Here is an 18,903-nt window from a genome sequence, read left to right as displayed (position 1 = left end):
GGGACGGCGTGGCCGACGACCTGCGTCGAGAGAAATTGCTCTTCCCGGACACCCCCGCCGCCATCCGGTAGGCCCGCACCGTCGCGCTCCCCGCGGCGGGCCACCCGACGGTCGTACCCGCCGATTGAGCGGTACGGCCGCCCGCTGTCGGCTTCCGGGATAGCCGGGGGACTTCGCGGAGACAGTATGACCAGTTCAATGACAGGCATGCGGGGACCGCCTTAACTGCGGCGTCGTTCCCGGCGCTCGGACGCCTGGCAGTCGGGTCTGGCGGCATCGATCCCGCTCGCATGGCCATCAACCTCGTCAGGCTAACTAGGTGGCGGACCCAACGCGGCGGAGACTGCGGTGAGCGTGATGCCTCACAGTCATCTTGATGACTCTGAGGCATCACGCTCACGGCACACCAGCTTCGGATCACTCCTCCAACTGCCTGCTAACTGTGAAGCTGCTTTCCCTCGCCGTCGGCATATCGAACTCCGGGCTGTCCTGGGACGAGATGGCGGTGGAGACGAGGCTGGCCGCGACCGGCTGCACGGGCGCGACGTCTTCGGGCGTACGCAGGCGCGGCGGCGCGGGCATCCACGGCTTCAAGTTCTGGATGATCTGCTCGTAGAAGTCGTCGATCGCCTGTAATACAGAATCGATGAAGGCGCCCCGTCCGCTGCCACGCTTCGTTCCCGCCACCGTGCTCTGGGCGACCCGGAACGCCCGAAGCTCGCGGGTGGGGTCGACGATCAGCGCCGTAGGTTCGGTGCGGACCTGGCGCAGGAGATCCGTTGCACCACCGCCTCGGGCATGCATGGCGAACGCCTCGATGCGAACCGTCTCCGGCGCGTCCTTCAGCTGGCGAATCAACCAGTTCACCCTCGTGGTCGGTCTGCCGGTGCGAGGGGCGTCCACATCGACATGGCAGACGATCTGCCCGGCCCGCAGATCGGCGATGACCTGGAGAGGGCCGACCGCGCCTGGAATCCTGATGCTGCCGGTCAGCGTCCCGGTAGTGGAGAGTTGGTTGACCAGCGCGTGAGAACGTGCGGCCGGATCGCTAAGATCGCGACGGCTCAGCGCAGGGGTGATATCAGTACCCAACTGTCGTCCGAGACGCAGGCAGGCGTAACGGATCAGAGCGTCGAAACGCCCGACCACGTCCGCCGCTCCGCTATCGCTGGCCCGCAGCGTTCCGGCTGACACTCCGTCGCGCACCTGTACCCAGGCCGGACCCATGTCGCTGAACTCCAGCGCGCCTGAACGGGGATGCTCGAGATACCTGATCAGCTCGCCCAGGATCCACGCCTGGTCCGGATCAGCGACGCCGCGGTATTCCTTCTGGATCACCGCCTGGGTCAGGATCTCCGTCCAGGGCAGGTGGTACAGGGCGACCTTGCGCAACTTTCGGCGATCGATCGCGGTCGGATGTTGACCCGGGACGGGGGCGATTTCATTGGAGATCGTGATAAGAGCGTCGAAGCCTTGCTCCCGGGCAATATCCAGGTATGCCTCCAACTGCTCGGTCTTCAGCGCGTTACTGCCGGTCTTTACCTCCACCAGCGCCGTCCACTGCCGCTGTCCCCGCGCGACACGGATAAGACCGTCCGGAAAGAGCTGCTGGTTTCCGAGCTTGAACGGGACTTCGATGAAGGTCTGCACCGATCCGGCCGGTGCGCCGAGGGACTGGGTGAGCGCACGCCCGAACTCCCGGACCGCGCTCATCACCGCCAGCAGGGCGGAGGTCGCTCGACGCTCTTGTTCCTCCGCCCCGTTTATGCCCGACGTAGGGATCAGGCGGGCAGCGAGCCAGGTCTCCTCAGACATGCAAGTGACTCCTCGTGAAGGCGGTGGTACGAGAAGTTACTCGCGATCCGGCACGGAAAGCGGCGGGACGGTCGGCGCGTACGAACGGAAAGAGTTGTCCAACTGGATGTCGGGGGATCCGCCTGGCCGATTCCGCTTGACGGTCGGAGACGTAGGCGTCAGCAGTTTGGTCTCTGTCTGCGATTCTGTCCGGTAACTGACTGCGGGTGGGTTTGTGGCGCGATCAGGGGATCAAGGCGCCGGGGTCGGGCCAGCAGCCGGAGGTGGCGGCGCCTAAGGGACGTCTCGTAACTCCGTGAAGCTTGTTCGCGGGACGGGTTGGCGCTCACCCGGTAAGGGCGATGTTGTGGAGGTGGGCGATCGCGGAGGCGGTGTCGGTCAATGTGCGGGCAGCGCGGCGGTAGTCGCGCAGGATCTTCCAGCACTTGAGCCTGGCCAGAGTGTGTTCGACCTGTGCTCGGATGGTGCGGTGCTGCGCGTTGAGTTCTTCCTTCCAGGCCGGCAGCGGGCTGCCGTCGTGGTTCTTGCGGTACGGGATGATCACCTCGGGGTTGCCGCGGTATGCGCCGTCCGCCATGACCGGCCGTCCCGCCAGCTTCTGGTCCATGCCGGAGGTGCGGTAGACGATCGTATCGCTGCGGTTGCCCGGCTGCGGATCGCCAACCGCGATGACCGATTTGGTGCCGGCATCGATGGCGACCTGCAGATTGGTGGAGTAGCGGTAGTTCTTGCTCGGCGCCGCGAGGCGGTGGTCCCTGGTGGGGATCAGAGTGCCGTCGACGATGGCGATTTGGTCAACCGGCCGCCGGCTCACCGGAGCCAGGGCAAGCAAAGGTCCGATCGTGTCGATGACCCGGTGGGCGGCAGAGTGCGAGACGCCGAACAGCGGCCCGATCTGGCGCATGGTCAGGTTGGTGCGCCAGTAGGCGGCCACCAGCAGCACCCGATCGGCAAGGTCGAGCGCCCACTGCCGGCCCGGCCGGCCGTCATTGATGCCGTGCCCACCACGTTCGGCAACCAGGCGGACCAGCCGGCGAAACTGGGAGGGCTGCATACCGGTGAACGGGAAGATCCACTCCGGCTGGGCTGAGGATATGACCTGCACCATGCCATATTCAGCGATCGTCCTTCGGGACAAACGGTGGGTTGCGAGGCGGACCTGAGCCGGTGCTGGCGGTGCCGTCGTCCGATTGACTTCGCGAGCGAAGATCAGGAGTGGGAGGTGACCTGTGGCAGGTGGCGGGCAAGTTCGGTACGCAGGACGCCCGTCGCAGGCCGAAGCAGTCCGACGTTGACCGTGTAGGCAGGCTGACCGGCGCGGATCCGTGGACGAAGCGTCGTGCCTGACGGCGGGACCGCCCCTGGGCGCAAGGTGACCTGGAGGAGGGCGAACGGGCCAGGACGGCGGACCGTCGCCGATTGGATCGCCTGCCACGGCAGGACGGCCGTCCGTCCCTTCTCGACGAGCCCCAGCGCTGGGTCGGTGACTTGGACCGATGGCCAGTTCTTCCGGTGCAGCACAAGCGAGAGAGCGCTGAAAACGACGGCGTAAAGGACGCCTGAAGCGGCGATGCTCGTCAAGTCGGCCGGCGGCCGCCCGGCGATGAGTGCTAACACGGCCTGGACGACAACCCAAGCCAACAAGCCCATCAGCAGCATGAACACGAAGGTGCGGCGGGCGGACGTAAGGAACACCGTCTCGTTCTCGTCCATGAGGTTCCTCCCGTCGACCGTGCCGTCGACTGTAGGCCAGATCCCGTCCAACAGATGACCCCACGGCGGTGCCCATGTCGGACGGGGACCTGCCTGCGAGACAGCTTACGGATTCCACCCCACCGACACCTGGTCCTCGACGACCTGCCAAGCCCTCGTCCAACCCCGGCCAGGTGCTCGACGGTCGACCTCAGGAAAGGAAATCGGGTTGCGAGACGTCCCCTAGACGGGTCAGCGCTCCCAATCTTGTCGCCGCCTCGGTCGCAGTGGTCCAGTGTCGGCTCACACTCGGTTGGCCAGCGCTACGGCATCGGCGAGCAGCACGTCCAGGTCGTCGTCGGTAATGGCCTCATCGCCCAGGATGGCTAGGATCACCAGCCCTTGGATGCGGCCAGCCATCTGCGGATCGATGGCTGTCTCGACATCGGGATCCACGGCCGCCCGGATCAGCGTCTCGCTAGCATTGGCGTCGATTTCTGGCGCACCGGCCGGAGCTGCAGCTCGTATGTCGGCCACGAACCGCATGATTTCTCCGGGGGGCGTCCGTTCGTTGAAGCGTCGGTTGACCGCAAAGTAGAAAACGGCACCGAGGAGGGTTGGGAAGCCGTCCCAGCCGAGCTGGTCAAGGCGGGCCTCGACTCGGTCGTTGGCCTCGTGGTCGCCTCTGACCATCGTCCGGATGTAGTCGACCATCTCAGGGCTGCTCATCAGATTGCTTCCTCTCGCGGCGCTTCTTGGCCATTTTCCAGACACCTCGGAGGCCCACCACGACTGCGCCAGCAGCCATGATGACTGATGTGACCGGGTGCTCCAACTGAGGGCGGTCAGCCGGCGTGCCGGGGCTGGCGGAGGTGGATGTCGTGCTGCCACTCGATCCCGAGCCCTTGAAGCTCTTTTGCAGCTCGCGAAGGCCAGTGGTGATCGACTGTTCGGTTTGTTTGAGGGTGTCCTCGGAATCGTCCGCCTTCCTGATGTGCCGGCGGAGGAATGCCTCGGCCTTCCGACTGCGACCCTCTGCTTCCTCCACCAGGCGCTCGCCAGAGGGTGATGCCGCATCATCTGGGCCGGAGGATGCGGCACCGGGGGCAATGGTGTTGACATACCCGGTGATGTGTCGGGCAGCCTCGGTCAGGAGGCGGGCGTAGCGGCCGGCTTTGTCGCGGGCCACCTCGGCGTCCGCGACTGCCGCGCTCAACCCCCGGTCAGTGCTGCCCTGCTGAACCCCGGCCAGGTGTGCCAGGGCCTGTTCCGCATCCGTCCGAGCGCGAAGCGCCGTAACGGCTGCGGTGTCGAGCTTTCCGCGTACGGCGAGAAGCTGCGCGACGACCTCGGCGATGCTGCCGCTCATCCGAGGCGGGTGAGGTAGGTGTTTGCGTGTTTGGCGGCGTTGTCGAAGCGGCGGCGCGTCGGTTCGACCTCTGCGGTGGCGGCGGCAAGCGCCTGATGTACCGCTTTCACGTCGTCGTTCCGGCTGCCCCGCAACACGGCGTCCGCCATTCGGGTGGCTGCCTCCGTGTCAGAGGCCGCCTGGTCGAAAACCCGCCGTCCCTGACGGGCAGCTTCGATGGCCGCACGAAGGGACGCCTTGACCTCGCCAACGCTCATCGCTGTGGCCGATGCTCAGCCGAGGACGCTGATGTAGCGGCGTGCCGCCTCCGAGCTGCCCTGCACCAGGGCCATGGCTTCGGCCAGGCGCTGCTTGCTCTGCTCGCCTCGGGCGATGGCCTCGGCGATGGTCGGGTGCCCGGTGCCGGCAGAGATTGCGCGTAGCCGGGCCAGCATCTGTTCGGTGTTGTCGGCGGCGGCCCGGATCTGGTTGATGGTGGCGTTGCCCTGCTCGGCGGCCTGCATCAGCGCTGCCTTGACTTCCTCAATGCTGGCCATGCCGCCCCCCGTCTGACGATCGCGCAACGAGTTCACGTCTGCGTGGTCGGACGGACACTATCGGAGATGAAGGTGGCACGCAGCCCCGCTGGTTACAGGTATTCGGCAGCCGTGCGCTCCACGTCGGTGATGAACTCTTCAAGCTGCGCCTCGGCGGGATCATGGTCCTGGAGCAGCTTGCCGAGGAACACGATCTGCATCTGGAGGGCCGTCTCGGGGCTGAGGTGGTCGATCAGCCGGACCTCGCCGAGGCCCGCGCGGACGAGCGCTTCCATCTCCTGGGCGGGCAGCGACTCCGCACCCGGAAACTGGGTACGCGTGTCACGCCGTGCCATCGCGCGGACCAGGTCGCTGAACTCGGTCCGTACGCTCACGATCTCGTAACCCCGCTGCTTCCTTACGGATCGGATCGACTGAACAGGTCGGTGGTCGGCGATGCGCGCCACCTGCGAGCGCAGCCCCGCACCGGGTGGGTGTCCCAGGAGCCCTCGAGACACCCACCGAAGCCTCAGCGGGAGGTGCGGGTTCCTCGCACGAAACTTGCCCAAGCAGTGAAGGTGAAGGTGAGGGTCGAGCCCTGCGGATCCTTGCTGTCGCGTACGGCGACGACGCCGGGCAGGTTGTCGGCAACCTCGACGCACTCGCCGCCATTGCCCGCGCTGCGGGTGCTCTTGCGCCAGGAAGCGCCCGTCAGGTCAACCATGGTGAACCTCCCCGATGATCTTGTTGATCAGTTGGAACGATTGTCCCTCATCAAGAGCGAGCGACAGCAGACCCGACCAGACCTTCTCATAGGTCGCGAACTCGTTGGGACGGTCGAGGTAGAGAGCGCCAGTGATCGCCTCGCTGTAGACCAACGGCGGCTCAGGCGTGCTTCGGTTGCCGAGCGGAAAATCAAGGAGCACGAACTCGCCAGCAACGGTCCCGTGGTGGGGCCCCGCGATCAGGGGTAACACGCGAATCGAGATGTTCGGTAGGCGGGTCAGCCGTAGCAGGTTGTGGAGTTGATCCGCCATGGTCTCGGGGCCGCCTACCGGTCGGAGGAGCACCGACTCGCAGAGCACCACCTGCACCTGCGGAGCCTTTGGCAGGCGACGGGTCAGCAGTGACTGCCGCTGTAGCCGAAGCTCGACCGCGCGCTCCCGGTCGTCGTCGCCCATGTCGGGCTGGTCGATGCGGTAGATGCCCCGGGCATAGTCGCGACTCTGAAGGATGCCGGGCACGAGACTGTTCTTGTAAAAGCGGAGCTTCGACGCGGCGGATTCGAGGCCGACGTACAGCTCGAACCATTCGGGGACGGCGTCGCCGTACGCGTGCCACCAGCCCTTCGCTCTCGTCTCGCCGGCCAGGGAGGTCAGTGCCCGGGTCAGGTCGCCCGTCGCGCCGTACAGCTCGCACATCGCTCGGACGTCGACGCCGCGTACCGAGCCGAGCCCGCTCTCGATCCGCCACACCTTCTGGCGGCTGCACTCCAGCGCTTCGGCGACCGCGTCGAGGGTCGCCCCCGCCTCGGTGCGCAGGTCACGCAGCGCCCTGCCGAGCTGGCGTCGGGGCACCGTCGAGCCCATGTCGTCGGCCACCCGGCTCTCCTTCCTGTTGAATTTTGCAACATCCCGACAGCCGTTCTGCAACAGGGGAATGTTGCCCACAAATAGCGGAACAGTGTGAGTCGACATTCATTGCGATGGTGCTTCCGACCTTACAAGATTGGTCCGACAACAGCGATGGACGCGCAATTCCCGCGCCGGTGTACGTCGATCAGATATGAGGAAGGGTGGTGCTGCTTCGTGCGCGCGTTTCTCCGTCATCTCCGGGCCGAGCCACCCCGGCCGGTGCCCTATCGGGCGGCCAACTACGTACCCCTGAAGCCCTGGCAGGTCCGCGGGCGCCGGTTCACCCGCCGTGGCCGGCGCGGCGTGGACGCCGTGGAGGTCGCCGAGTTCCTCGACCGCGTCGCCCACGATCTCGCCGAGGTGTACGCGGCGCTGGGCAGCAGCCGGCGGGAGACCGAGCGGATCAAGGACGCGTTGAAGTGCTGGCAGTCCCAGCGGGCCCGCGAGGACCTGGCGGCCCGCCGATGAGCGCCCGCTGGGTGGCGCACCTGCCGTTCACCGCCGCCGACCTGCCGGCCGCCCAACACTTCGCTGGCACCCTGGCCCGCTCCCTGACCTTCCTGTCCGAGGTGGACGCGGGTGAGACCACCGTGTCCGCCGAGGACGCGCAGGTCGTACGCCATCGGGTGTTCTGCGACCTGCCGCTCGACGGCGGTCGGCGGTGCGTGCGGCGGGTGGAACACGACGGTGACTGCGCGGCCCGGCGGTGTCGGTGACCGCCGCGCCCGTCGTCGTCTGCCCGGACTGCGACGGGATGGCCTTCACGCTGGAGCCGTGCCGGTGCACCACCTACGGCGACCGGTTCCTCGCCGACGCCGACGCGCTCGGGCCGCGCCGGGAGGCGTACCGGAGCTGCGAGCAGTGTCGCGGCGCGGGCAGCATCGCGTACCCCTGTTATCGCTGCGGGCGGCGCGGCCGGCGGCGGGCACAGCTCGTGGTCACCGTCGCCAACCTGGACACCGGCGCTGTCGCGTCCCACCAGGTCGTGCCCGGCGGCCTCGACCCCCACCGCGACCCGGCGGGCCACTGGGTGGTCGACCTTTCTTTCCGGGTACGCGAACTCGCCGCCGCCGTCGGCGCGGTCCTGGACGAGACCGACGCGCCGTCCCTGTGGCTGGACCGGCAGTGGCGACCCGACCTGCCCGCAGCGCTGCGGCACGAGTTGGAGGCGCAGGCCATCCTGCGGGCCGATCACGCCCCCTGGCGGCTGGTGCTGGGCCGATCCACCGCCCCGGCGACCGTCGACCCGGCCGCACGGCTGGCCCGGCTCTGCGCGCTCGCTGACCTGCTGCTGCTCGACCTGGTCGTCGAGGCCCGCCGGCAGGGCGAGGGGTTTTGCTGGGCCATTCGGTACGAGGTGCCCGGCTCCCCGGTACCGCTCGGGTCGCCCGGCTGGTGCCGGGACCTGCCGGAGGTGTTGGCCTGCACCGACGTGGCCAAGGCGCTCACCGGCCTTGCCGAGCGCGGCCTGGCCGCTCCCGCCCGGCTGCTGCGCCCCGACTCGCCGCGCCCACCCGCCGGTCCGGCCGTGGATGTTGACCAGCTCGAACGACGCGTCCTCGCCGACTGCGTCGATCCGACCGGTGGCGACGAGTTGCCCGGCGCGCAGGCCCTCTGGCGCGACGGCCGTTGGTGGCACACGACTCTGCGCGCTGGCGAGCCAGTGGAGACCCTCGCGGAGCAGCCCACCGGCCAGGTCGTCCGCCGTGTGCGGGTGCCGGTGACCCGCGGCTACGAACCACCCGACCCGGCCTGGCTGGGTGAACTCGTCGACTGGCGGCCCTGCCCCGACTGCCGACCACACAACCGGCTGCGCGCCTGCGACTGCCGGCTCGGCGGTCGCGCGGCCGACCCCGACTGCCCGCACTGCTGCGGCGCCGGCCTGCGCCCATCCGCGCTGCACTGCTTCACCTGCGGCGACACTGACCGTCTGCTTCGGACCGTGTCGGTCACCGTCACCGACCTGCGGCACCGGGTGGTGCACCTGGCCTGGCAGGCCGGCACACCCGAGGTCGCGCCGCTGGTCGCCACCCAACCCAACGGCCGGCCCGTCGTGCAGCTCCCGGACCGCTACCGGCTCGGCTCCTGGGCGGCTGTCCTCGGCGCGCGGCCCGAGGACCTCCGCGACGCCGACGGCGGGCACGACCTCGACCGGGACCTACGCGACGGTTACGTCACAGTGCCCTGGGCCGGGGCCGACCCGGTGCGGGAGCACGTACGCGCTGCCGGGCGAGGCACCGCCGCCGGCCGGCTGATCGTGGTGGCGGCACCTCCCGACGCGCCGCCGCTGGTCGAGCTGCTGCGGCTCGCCCTCGGCCTCGACCTGGCCCTCGTGGTGGCCGTCTGCGACCTGCGGCACAACGCCGGCGACCCGCTGCTGGCCGACGGACTGCGCTGGTCCGTCGAGACAAAGCCGCGCGACGCAGCCGTGAGCCCCGACGACCTCCCCTACCGGCCGAGCCTGGCTGCCGCCCTCGCCTGGTGCCGGGAGTGCCTGACCGACGCCGTCGCCAGTGCCGCCCCGACCAACCCGGCGACACCGATCCCGGTGCCGTGGTCGGGGCCGCGCGATCTCGTCGCCGACCCCGAGCCGGATCTGCTGCGGCTCGCCTCCCGACACGCGGGGCAGGCGGTCACCGTCCGCTTCACCCGCGCCGGCTGCGCCGTGCACCGACACGACGACGACGCCGTACGCCTCCTCGCCGAAGCCCCCGACCTGCGCGATCTTCGGTTGACCTGAGGGCTGAGGGAACATATGTTCGATCACGTGGGGCGATCTGAGGTGCGCCGGGCTTCTCTGCCGGCTCCGCGTGGCCGGTGGGCCGGGCGGCCGGGAGTTGCCTCTACGATCAGGGGCATGGACCGGGTGACGGCGGAGCGGGCTGCGCTGATCGCGCTGCTGCGGCAGCCAGACCTCGGCTGGTCTGATGCCGTGCACGACATTCAAGAGGTCGGCACCGCGCTGGCAGTCCTGCGCCGGGTCGTCGGGCAGACCGACACGCTCTTTCCCGACACCCGCTCCGTCGACTCGCTGATCGAGGCCGCGGCCGGCGACCTCGCGGGCTGGCGGGCCGAGGGCATCACAGTGCGGGCCTTCTTCGACGACGACTACCCCGCCCAGCTGCGTGACATCCGCGAGATGCCGCCAGTGCTCTTCGCCCGAGGTGAGTCGCGCCCCGACGCTCGGGCCATCGCCGTGGTCGGCAGCCGCGAAGCGAGCGATCGAGGCGTCGAGATCGCCAGCTCGGTATCAGAGTCGCTGGCCCGCCGTGGTGTGACGGTGGTCAGCGGTCTGGCGAAAGGGATCGACACCGCGGCCCACCAGGCGGCACTCGCGGCGGGAGGCCGCACCGTGGCGGTCATCGGCACCGGAATTCGCCACCACTACCCGGCGGTCAACCGCGCGCTCCAGGAGCACATCACAGAGGTCGGATTGGTGCTCAGCCAGTTCTGGCCCGATGCCGCCCCGACAAAGCAGAGCTTCCCAATGCGAAACGCGGTGATGAGCGGCTACGCCGCTGCCACCGTGGTCATCGAAGCCGGCGAACGCAGTGGAGCCCGGATCCAGGCGCGGCTCGCTCTTCAGCACGGTCGGCCCGTGGTGCTCACCAGTCAGGTGATGCGGCACGACTGGGCACGCGCCTTCGCTGAGCGGCCCGGCGTCCACGTCGCGCACGGGACCATGGACCTGGTGGAGGCGGTCGACGCCATTCTCGACCGTTCACCGGCTGCGGCCGAGCTGGAGGGCTGTCCGCTCGGTCCCGGGACGGTACTGCCCGGCCAGGAGAGTCTCCTCGCCAGCCGGGCAGCACTCCACTTCTGATCAGCTGTCGGCGGTCAGGCCCTTGAGCATCTCGGCGAAGTCGGCGGTTTCCGCTGGCGGCGGCGTCTCGACGGTCACGGCCTTGCCGTAGTCGGTGTAGTCGATCACCATGTCGCCCATCTTGCCCATGACCATGCCCGCCCGACGCGGCCGGTACTGCTCGTCGACCCACAGGTCGAGCTTGATCTCCTTCACGCCTTGCCCGGCAAGCGCCTCCTCGTTGGCTGCCCGCCGCATGGAGTCGACCTGCTTGAGGTAGGTCGCCACCGGAGTGGTGACGGTGTAGTGGACCGTTGGCACCCCGTTCACCGTCTCCTGCCCCACCACCGTCGTGCCCTCGATGGCGAGCTGGGTCTTGACCTGCTTGACCGGGTCGGCGTCCTCGAACTGCTTGCTGAAGTCCGTGCCGGTCATCTCGCTCAGACCGGTCAGGTCCATCTTCATCCAGCGCTTTCCGCCCGTAGCCGTGCGGCCCTCCGCTGGCACCTCGGTGAAGATCACGGCACCGATCATCCGGACGGTCGTGGCGCCCTTGCTGTTGGTCATCTTCATCTCGGCCTTGAGCGGGTCACCCAGGTCCAGGAAACCATGCATCGAGATCTTCTCGCCGACCATCGTGCCCGTCATCGTCACGGTCACCGAGTCGGTCTTGTCGGTGGTCTCGGCCGTCTTCAGCAGCGAACCCTTGAGATCACTGGCGAGCAACTCCAGGACGCTGGGCTGCTTCGGCTGCGCCGGCGCCTCGGAGGCTCCGGACGTCACGCCGCAGGCGGAGACGGCGAGCGCGGTGAGCGCCGAGACCGCCACCAGAGCAGGCTTCTTCCAAAATGACACGCACACGCCTTCCCCCGTAGGAATCTGGGGTGATCCCCAGTGGACCGACGACACGCTAGCCCACCTGATCGATCCGGGGGCACCGCGTTTTCGCCGATGTCGGGGTATCCGGTTCGACGGGATACCCCGACATCGCGGACGTCGGCGGTACGGGCAGGGCCGGGTGGTTACTCCGGGACGCGGCGGTAGGCGCCGTCGCTGGCCGAGGTGGCCATTGAGGCGTACGCGCGCAGCGCCGCCGACACCGGGCGCTGCCGATCGGTCGGGGTGTACGGTTTGTCGCGCTTCTCCTCGGCCACCCGTCGCGCCTCCAGCTCCTCGGCGGGCACGTTCAGCTCGATCGACCGGTTCGGGATGTCGATGACGACCTCGTCGCCGTCGCGGACCAGGGCGATCATCCCGCCGGACGCCGCCTCGGGGGAGACGTGCCCGATGGAGAGCCCGGAGGTGCCGCCGGAGAAACGGCCGTCGGTGAGCAGCGCGCAGGAGCGGCCCAGCCCACGTCCCTTGAGGAACGAGGTGGGGTAGAGCATCTCCTGCATGCCGGGGCCGCCCTTGGGCCCCTCGTACCGGATCACCACGACGTCCCCGGCGACCACCTGCTTGGCGAGGATCGCGGTCACGGCGTCGTCCTGCGACTCGTAGACCTTCGCCGGGCCGCGGAAGGTCAGGCAGTCGTCCGGCACACCGGCGGTCTTCACCACGCTGCCCTCGGGGGCCAGGTTGCCGTGCAGGATGGCCAGCCCACCGTCGGCGGAGTAGGCGTGCTCGCCGTCCCGGATGCAGCCGCCGGCCGCGTCGGTGTCCAGCGACGACCACCGGTTGGTGGTGGAGAACGGCTCGACGGTACGCACCCCACCGGGGGCGGCGTGGAACAGTTCCACCGCCGTCGGGGTGGGGGAACCGCCGCGCACGTCCCAGTCGGTCAGCCACTGCGCCAGCGAGGGGGAGTGCACGGCGTGCACGTCCCGGTTGAGCTGCCCGGCCCGGTCCAGTTCACCGAGGATCGCCGGGATGCCGCCGGCCCGGTGCACGTCCTCCATGTGGTAGTTCGGCGAGTTCGGCGCGACCTTGGCCAGGCACGGCACCCGACGGGAGATCGCGTCGATGTCGGCGACGCCGAAGTCCATCTCGGCCTCGCGGGCGGCGGCGAGCAGGTGCAGCACCGTGTTGGTGGAGCCGCCCATCGCCACGTCCAGGGCGACGGCGTTCTCGAAGGCGGCCTTGGAGGCGACGGTACGCGGCAGCACCGAGTCGTCGTCGCCGTCGTACCACCGCTTGGAGATCTCCACGACGGTCCGGCCGGCCTCGACGAAGAGCGACCGGCGGGCGGCGTGGGTGGCCAGCGTCGAACCGTTGCCGGGCAGCGCGAGGCCGATCGCCTCGGTGAGGCAGTTCATCGAGTTGGCGGTGAACATGCCGGAGCAGGAGCCGCAGGTCGGGCAGGCGGAGCGCTCGATCTCACCGAGCTGCTCGTCGGTGACCGCCTCGTTCGAGGAGGCGATCATCGCGTCGATCAGGTCGATCTTGCTGTGCACGACGCCCTCGATCGCCATCGTCTTGCCGGCCTCCATCGGGCCGCCGGAGACGAAGACGGTCGGGATGTTGAGCCGCAACGCGGCCAGCAGCATCCCGGGCGTGATCTTGTCGCAGTTGGAGATGCAGATCAGGGCGTCCGCGCAGTGCGCGTTGACCATGTATTCGACCGCGTCGGCGATCAGCTCACGGCTGGGCAGCGAGTAGAGCATGCCGCCGTGACCCATCGCGATGCCGTCGTCGACCGCGATGGTGTTGAACTCCCGGCCCACCCCACCGGCCTCGGCGACCGCGTCGGCGACCAGGCCACCCATGTCCTTGAGGTGTACGTGACCAGGCACGAACTGGGTGAAACTGTTGGCGATGGCGACGATCGGCTTGCCGAAATCGTCGTCGGTCATCCCGGTGGCCCGCCAGAGGGCCCGGGCGCCGGCCATCGTCCGACCGTGTGTGGAAGTCCTCGACCGCAGCTCAGGCATGCGTACCAGCATGACACCGTCGGCGCGCCGGTCCACCCGGGTATCTGCCGTGTCCCAACAGATGCACACTCAACCCCCCACGGCGTGCGCCCATCCGGCACTCTTGGGGGCGTGCATCTTCCACCGGGCCTGGTCGCTGTCGCGGCGCTCAGCGGGCTCGTCGCCGCGGTGGCCGCCGTGCTGCTGACCGTTGTCGCCCGGCGGCGGACGGGGCCGCGTCGACCGGCACACGTGCTGCTCGCGGCGGCTGCCGGGGGTGCTCTGCTCAGCCTCCTGATCGGCGTGGTGGCCGCGCTCAGCGCGAATGACCACTGGGCTCACGAGCAGGGGCAGCGCACCGGTTGGGCGACAGTGGTGGCGATCGGCACGGCGGTGAGCGGCCTGGCCTTCGCCGCCGGTCTGCTCCGGTTGCCCGGGGTGGCCGCCACCGCTGCGGGAACGGCCCGGCTCGCCCTGGACGGGTTGGTCATGGCCGCGGCGCTGTGGTTCGTCGGTTGGGTGCTCTTCTCCGAGCCCACCCGGTTGCTCGGTGCCGCCACCCCGATGGCCTGCCCGGCGATCCTGGTGGCCACGGTGAGCGCCGCGCTCGGCGCCGGGCTCGTCGTGATCGTCTTCTTCCGGGCCGCCGCGCCTCGTCGACGGCTCGCCGCGCTCGGGGCCGGTATCAGCGCGGTGACCTGCGGCGGGCTGGGCCTCAGTGCCGGGCTGTGCCAGGCCGGGCCGACCATGGCGCTGACCGGCGCGGCGATTCTCGCCGTCGGCCTGCTGACCGTCGCGCTCACGGTGTACCGGGCCGACCGGCCGGGGCAGGTCGACCTGGACCTGGTCGGCAGCGACGGCGAGTACGCCATCGCCCCGATGCTGGCGATGGCCGCCTCGGCGATGTACCACCTCGCCCAGGACGGCCGGTTCACCGCGGCGGGCATCGTGGCCGGCAGTGTGGAGGGCTTCGCCCTGGTGGCACGGCAGTACCTCACCCTTCGCGACGTCCGGGGGTACGCGGGCCGTCTGGCCGAGCGGGAGGCGCACTTCCGTGAGCTGGCGCACACCGATCCGCTGACGTCGTTGGCCAACCGGCGCGGGCTGCTCCGGGCGCTGCACCGCAACGCGGCCGACCGTAATCCGTGTGTCCTGCTCGGCCTCGACCTGGACGGCTTCAAGAACGTCAACGACATGCGGGGCCACGACGTGGGTGACGCCGTGCTGGCCGAGGTGGGCCGGCGGTTGCGCGGCAACCTGCGCCCCGGTGACGTGGCCGCCCGGCTGGGTGGCGACGAGTTCGCCGTCCTCATGCAGGGCCGGCCGGTCGAGGCGGACCGGGTCGCCGAGCGGCTCCTCGGGGTGCTGAACCGGCCGTACGACCAGCCGGAGGGGCCGGTCTTCCTGTCGGTGAGCATCGGGGTGGCCGACTGGGCGGACGAGCCGGACGTGGAGTTGCTGCTGCGGCACGCCGACCTGGCGCTGCGTTACGCCAAGCAGCGGGGCAAGAACCGGATCGAGCGGTACGACGCCGAGTACGACCAGCTGCTGCGCCGCCGTACGACCGTGGAGCACGAGCTGCGCGGGGCCATCGACCGCGACGAGCTGCGGTTGGCGTTCCAGCCGGTGGCGTCGCTGCCGTCGGTGCGGCCGGTCGGCGCCGAGGCGCTGCTCCGCTGGCACCATCCCGAGCTGGGCAACGTCCGTCCGGACGAGTTCATCCCCCTGGCCGAGGAGTGCGGCATGATCGCCCCACTCGGCGCCTGGGTGCTGCACCAGGCCTGCTACCAGCTCTCCCGATGGCTGGCGGACGGGCACGACGTCTGGGTGTCGGTAAACGTCTCTCCGCGCGAGCTGCACGCCCCGGCGTACGTGGTCCAGGTCGCCGAGGCGCTGCGCGCCCACCACGTGCCGCCGCAGCGGCTGGTGTTGGAGGTCACCGAGCACGCGGTCGCCACCGACCTGGACGAGCTGATCCGGCGGCTCACCGCGCTGCGGTTGACAGGTGTCCGGATCGCGCTCGACGACTTCGGCGCCGGCTACTCGTCGTTGGGGCAGCTGCGCCGGCTGCCGATCGACATCCTCAAGATCGACCACAGTCTGGTCGCCGAGCACGAGCCGGTCCGCCCGGTCGGCCAGGACGGCCCGGCGTTCGCCCCGATGGTCGACATCGTCATGCGACTGGGCCACCAGTTGGGGCTGGAGGTGATCGCCGAGGGGGTGACCACCCCGACCGAGTTGGCCGCGGTGGTGGCCGCCGGTTGCCGGTTCGGTCAGGGCGCGCTCTTCGGCTGGGGGGTGCCGGCCGAGCACCTGGAGGCGATGCTGGAGGCGGCCACGTCCCCGGGCGCGCGTCCCGCTCCGGTGCCCGCGCCACGTCGCACCGCGGGCGGGTCCGGGCAGCTCACCCCGCCTGCCGATAGCGCGTCGTCGGGCGACGCGCCATCCTCCGTTAACCAACATGTGGGATCAGTTGACTCATCGCGTGAGATGCGTCAGGCTTAGCCGCATGTCGTCGTACCGGTCGCTGCGAGTACTTACCTGAGCGCACTCTCCCTCACCGAGAGTGCGCTGGCCCCGTGCATCTGCACGAGGGCCGTTTTTATTGCCGTCGGAACCTGGCGAGGCGGGCCGCGCCCGCGTCGCATCGCTTGACTAGCCACCAGCCACTCCAGCCGAAGGCCAGAACCGCCATGACGAGACCCACGCCCGAGACCCTCGCCCACACCGCCCGCCGGGCCCGCGCGGCCGCCGACCCGAGCGTCGACGTCGACCAGGCCGCCACGCGCACGGCCACCCCGGCCGCCCCGGCGGTACGGCCCGCCGCCGCGACCCAGATCTCCGGTGCCAGCTCGCTCGTGCGGTCCCTCGAGGCGCTCGACGTCGACGTCGTCTTCGGCATTCCGGGCGGCGCGATCCTGCCGGCGTACGACCCGCTCTACGACTCGACGGTCCGGCACATCCTGGTGCGGCACGAGCAGGGCGCGGGGCACGCGGCGACCGGCTACGCACAGGCCACCGGCAAGGTCGGTGTCTGCATCGCGACCTCCGGCCCGGGCGCGACGAACCTGGTCACCCCGATCGCCGACGCGTACATGGACTCGGTGGCGATGGTGGCGATCACCGGGCAGGTGGCCAGCCCGTTGATCGGCACCGACGGCTTCCAGGAGGCCGACATCCAGGGCATCACCCTGCCGATCACCAAGCACAACTTCCTCGTGCAGACCGCCGAGGAGATCCCCCGGGTGCTGGCCGAGGCGTTCCACCTGGCCAGCAGCGGACGACCCGGCCCGGTGCTCGTCGACATCCCCAAGGACGTGCTCCAGGCCCCGACCACCTTCGCCTGGCCGCCCACACTGGACCTGCCCGGCTACCGACCCACCCTGCACCCGCACGGCAAGCAGATCCGGGAGGCGGCGCGGCTGATGGCCGCAGCCCGACGGCCGGTGCTCTACGTCGGCGGCGGGGTGCTCAAGGCCGGTGCCGCCGACGGGCTGCGCCGGCTGGCCGAGCTGACCGGCATCCCGGTCGTCACCACGTTGATGGCGCTCGGGGCGTTCCCCGACTCGCATCAGCAGCACCTGGGGATGCCCGGCATGCACGGCACGGTCGCCGCGGTCTACGGCCTGCAGAAGGCGGACCTGATCATCGCGCTGGGCGCACGTTTCGATGACCGGGTCACCGGCAAACTGGACTCGTTCGCCCCGGACGCGGCGATTGTGCACGCGGACATCGACCCCGCGGAGATCGGCAAGAACCGCCACGTGGACGTGCCGATCGTCGGCGACGCCAAGCACGTCATCGACGAGCTGATCGTCGCGGTCACCGCCGAGCGGTCGGCGGGGCACACCACCGACCTCGGCGACTGGTGGACGCAGCTGAACGACCTGCGCGACCGTTACCCGCTGGGCTACGACGAGGCGGTCGACGGAACCCTGTCCCCGCAGTACGTGATCAAGCGGCTGGGCGAGATCGTCGGCCCCGACGCGATCTTCGTGGCCGGGGTGGGCCAGCACCAGATGTGGGCGTCGCAGTTCATCTCCTACGAGAAGCCGTACACCTGGTTGAATTCCGGCGGCCTCGGCACGATGGGTTACGCGGTGCCGGCGGCGATGGGCGCCAAGGTCGGCAAGCCGGACACGGTGGTCTGGGCGGTGGACGGTGACGGCTGCTTCCAGATGACCAACCAGGAGCTGGCCACCTGCGCGTTGGAGGGCATCCCGGTCAAGATCGCCGTCATCAACAACGGCAATCTCGGCATGGTTCGACAGTGGCAGACGCTCTTCTACAACGAGCGCTACTCCAACACCGAGCTCGGCACCCACAAGCACCGCATCCCCGACTTCGTGAAGCTCGCCGAGGCGCTGGGCTGCGTCGGGCTGCGGTGCGAGAGCGCGGATGACGTGGACAAGACCATCGCCGCCGCAATGGAGATCAACGACGCGCCCGTGGTGATCGACTTCGTGGTCGGCAAGGACGCGATGGTCTGGCCGATGGTCGCCGCCGGCACCAGCAACGACGAGATCATGTTCGCCCGTGGCGTCCGCCCGGTCTTCGACGAGGATGACATTTAATGAGTGAGCGAAGCGAACGAATCATCAAGCTCAGTGATGCGCATGGCCATGCCATGACCGAGCGAAGCGAGGGCGTGGCATGACCATGCACACCCTGTCCGTGCTGGTGGAGAACAAGCCCGGCGTGCTCGCCCGGGTCTCCGGCCTGTTCTCCCGGCGCGGGTTCAACATCGACAGTCTCGCCGTCGGCGAGACCGAGAACCCGGACGTCTCCCGGATCACCATCGTTGTCAACGCGGAGTCGTCCCCGCTGGAGCAGGTCACCAAGCAGCTGAACAAGCTGGTCAACGTGCTCAAGATCGTTGAGCTGGACCCGCAGGTCTCGGTTGCCCGCGAGCTGCTGCTGGTGAAGGTTCGCGCCGACCGGTCCGCGCGGTCGCAGGTGCTGGAGACCGTCAACCTGTTCCGCGCCCGGGTGGTCGACGTCGCACCTGACACGCTGACCATCGAGGCCACCGGCACCCCGGACAAGCTCGACGCGCTCCTGCGTGACCTCGAGTCCTTCGGCATCAAGGAAATGGTCCAGTCCGGGCTGGTGGCCATCGGGCGCGGCTCGCGTTCGATCACCGCCGGCCCCGCACTGCGAGCCGCCTGACCCGCCGCCGGTCGGCCCCGGCGGGCCGCACCGGAATCCATCCGCACAGACCACGACG

Annotated in this window: 19 protein-coding genes; 7 read left to right on the top strand and 12 right to left on the bottom strand. The window is 69.4% G+C overall.

Features of this window, described 5'->3' with window-relative positions:
- Positions 1 to 417: 417 nt before the first annotated feature.
- The 10 genes from ACLQ3B_RS17720 to ACLQ3B_RS17675 all read right to left on the bottom strand — a co-directional run bounded on the left by ACLQ3B_RS17720 (position 418) and on the right by ACLQ3B_RS17675 (position 7,061).
- Positions 418 to 1,815 (bottom strand): stress response protein, encoded by a 1,398-nt coding sequence (locus ACLQ3B_RS17720; protein WP_425781835.1) that lies wholly within the window; start codon positions 1,813 to 1,815, stop codon positions 418 to 420.
- Between the two features lie 325 nt (positions 1,816 to 2,140).
- Positions 2,141 to 2,923: a transposase family protein gene (locus tag ACLQ3B_RS17715; protein WP_425781834.1), complete on the bottom strand. Its 783-nt coding sequence runs from the start codon at positions 2,921 to 2,923 to the stop codon at positions 2,141 to 2,143.
- Positions 2,924 to 3,024: 101 nt separating this feature from the next.
- A complete protein-coding gene (locus tag ACLQ3B_RS17710) occupies positions 3,025 to 3,528 on the bottom strand; it encodes a hypothetical protein (RefSeq protein WP_425781833.1) in 504 nt (167 codons plus the stop codon).
- Positions 3,529 to 3,810: 282 nt separating this feature from the next.
- Positions 3,811 to 4,221, bottom strand: coding sequence for a hypothetical protein (locus ACLQ3B_RS17705; RefSeq protein WP_425781832.1), 411 nt, complete (start codon positions 4,219 to 4,221; stop codon positions 3,811 to 3,813).
- Position 4,222: 1 nt separating this feature from the next.
- Positions 4,223 to 4,876 (bottom strand): hypothetical protein, encoded by a 654-nt coding sequence (locus ACLQ3B_RS17700; RefSeq protein ID WP_425781831.1) that lies wholly within the window; start codon positions 4,874 to 4,876, stop codon positions 4,223 to 4,225.
- On the bottom strand, positions 4,873 to 5,133 hold the full coding sequence (locus ACLQ3B_RS17695) for a hypothetical protein (RefSeq protein ID WP_425781830.1): 261 nt from the start codon (positions 5,131 to 5,133) through the stop codon (positions 4,873 to 4,875). The genes ACLQ3B_RS17700 and ACLQ3B_RS17695 overlap by 4 nt, the downstream gene beginning before the upstream one ends.
- A 15-nt stretch (positions 5,134 to 5,148) precedes the next feature.
- Positions 5,149 to 5,412, bottom strand: a complete 264-nt coding sequence (locus ACLQ3B_RS17690) for a hypothetical protein (protein ID WP_141908162.1) — start codon at positions 5,410 to 5,412, stop codon at positions 5,149 to 5,151.
- A gap of 92 nt (positions 5,413 to 5,504) precedes the next feature.
- Positions 5,505 to 5,786 (bottom strand): hypothetical protein, encoded by a 282-nt coding sequence (locus ACLQ3B_RS17685; protein WP_425781829.1) that lies wholly within the window; start codon positions 5,784 to 5,786, stop codon positions 5,505 to 5,507.
- 134 nt (positions 5,787 to 5,920) lie between these two features.
- Complete coding sequence (locus ACLQ3B_RS17680; RefSeq protein ID WP_425781828.1) at positions 5,921 to 6,115, bottom strand: DUF397 domain-containing protein; 195 nt, start codon at positions 6,113 to 6,115, stop codon at positions 5,921 to 5,923.
- Positions 6,108 to 7,061, bottom strand: a complete 954-nt coding sequence (locus ACLQ3B_RS17675; RefSeq protein WP_425781827.1) for a helix-turn-helix domain-containing protein — start codon at positions 7,059 to 7,061, stop codon at positions 6,108 to 6,110. The genes ACLQ3B_RS17680 and ACLQ3B_RS17675 overlap by 8 nt, the downstream gene beginning before the upstream one ends.
- Before the next feature lie 138 nt (positions 7,062 to 7,199).
- Between ACLQ3B_RS17675 and ACLQ3B_RS17670 the strand changes: the two genes are divergently transcribed.
- From ACLQ3B_RS17670 to ACLQ3B_RS17655, 4 genes are all read left to right on the top strand, one after another.
- Positions 7,200 to 7,493, top strand: a complete 294-nt coding sequence (locus ACLQ3B_RS17670) for a DivIVA domain-containing protein (protein ID WP_425781826.1) — start codon at positions 7,200 to 7,202, stop codon at positions 7,491 to 7,493.
- The gene (locus ACLQ3B_RS17665; RefSeq protein WP_425781825.1) at positions 7,490 to 7,741 is read left to right on the top strand and encodes a hypothetical protein; all 252 of its coding nucleotides are present in this window, start codon (positions 7,490 to 7,492) and stop codon (positions 7,739 to 7,741) included. The genes ACLQ3B_RS17670 and ACLQ3B_RS17665 overlap by 4 nt, the downstream gene beginning before the upstream one ends.
- Entirely contained in the window at positions 7,738 to 9,765 is a 2,028-nt protein-coding gene (locus tag ACLQ3B_RS17660; protein WP_425781824.1) for a hypothetical protein, read from the top strand. The genes ACLQ3B_RS17665 and ACLQ3B_RS17660 overlap by 4 nt, the downstream gene beginning before the upstream one ends.
- 117 nt (positions 9,766 to 9,882) lie before the next feature.
- Positions 9,883 to 10,848, top strand: coding sequence for a DNA-processing protein DprA (locus ACLQ3B_RS17655; RefSeq protein ID WP_425781823.1), 966 nt, complete (start codon positions 9,883 to 9,885; stop codon positions 10,846 to 10,848).
- Here the strand turns inward: ACLQ3B_RS17655 and ACLQ3B_RS17650 are convergent, their stop codons facing one another.
- Positions 10,849 to 11,682, bottom strand: a complete 834-nt coding sequence (locus ACLQ3B_RS17650) for a hypothetical protein (protein ID WP_425781822.1) — start codon at positions 11,680 to 11,682, stop codon at positions 10,849 to 10,851.
- Positions 11,683 to 11,849: 167 nt separating this feature from the next.
- Entirely contained in the window at positions 11,850 to 13,697 is a 1,848-nt protein-coding gene (gene ilvD, locus ACLQ3B_RS17645) for a dihydroxy-acid dehydratase (protein ID WP_425781821.1), read from the bottom strand.
- Positions 13,698 to 13,808: 111 nt separating this feature from the next.
- On the opposite strand from ilvD, the gene ACLQ3B_RS17640 reads away from it, so the two are divergent.
- The 3 genes from ACLQ3B_RS17640 to ilvN all read left to right on the top strand — a co-directional run bounded on the left by ACLQ3B_RS17640 (position 13,809) and on the right by ilvN (position 18,845).
- Positions 13,809 to 16,181 (top strand): putative bifunctional diguanylate cyclase/phosphodiesterase, encoded by a 2,373-nt coding sequence (locus ACLQ3B_RS17640; RefSeq protein ID WP_425781820.1) that lies wholly within the window; start codon positions 13,809 to 13,811, stop codon positions 16,179 to 16,181.
- 188 nt (positions 16,182 to 16,369) lie between these two features.
- On the top strand, positions 16,370 to 18,250 hold the full coding sequence (locus ACLQ3B_RS17635) for an acetolactate synthase large subunit (RefSeq protein WP_425781819.1): 1,881 nt from the start codon (positions 16,370 to 16,372) through the stop codon (positions 18,248 to 18,250).
- Between the two features lie 79 nt (positions 18,251 to 18,329).
- Positions 18,330 to 18,845 carry an acetolactate synthase small subunit gene (ilvN, locus tag ACLQ3B_RS17630; protein ID WP_124815780.1) on the top strand — a complete coding sequence of 172 codons (516 nt, stop codon included), beginning with the start codon at positions 18,330 to 18,332 and terminating at the stop codon, positions 18,843 to 18,845.
- Positions 18,846 to 18,903 lie beyond the last annotated feature (58 nt).

Source organism: Micromonospora sp. DT53, assembly GCF_049841535.1.
Lineage (GTDB): Bacteria > Actinomycetota > Actinomycetes > Mycobacteriales > Micromonosporaceae > Micromonospora.
This window is presented reverse-complemented; position numbering and strand designations above follow the sequence as displayed.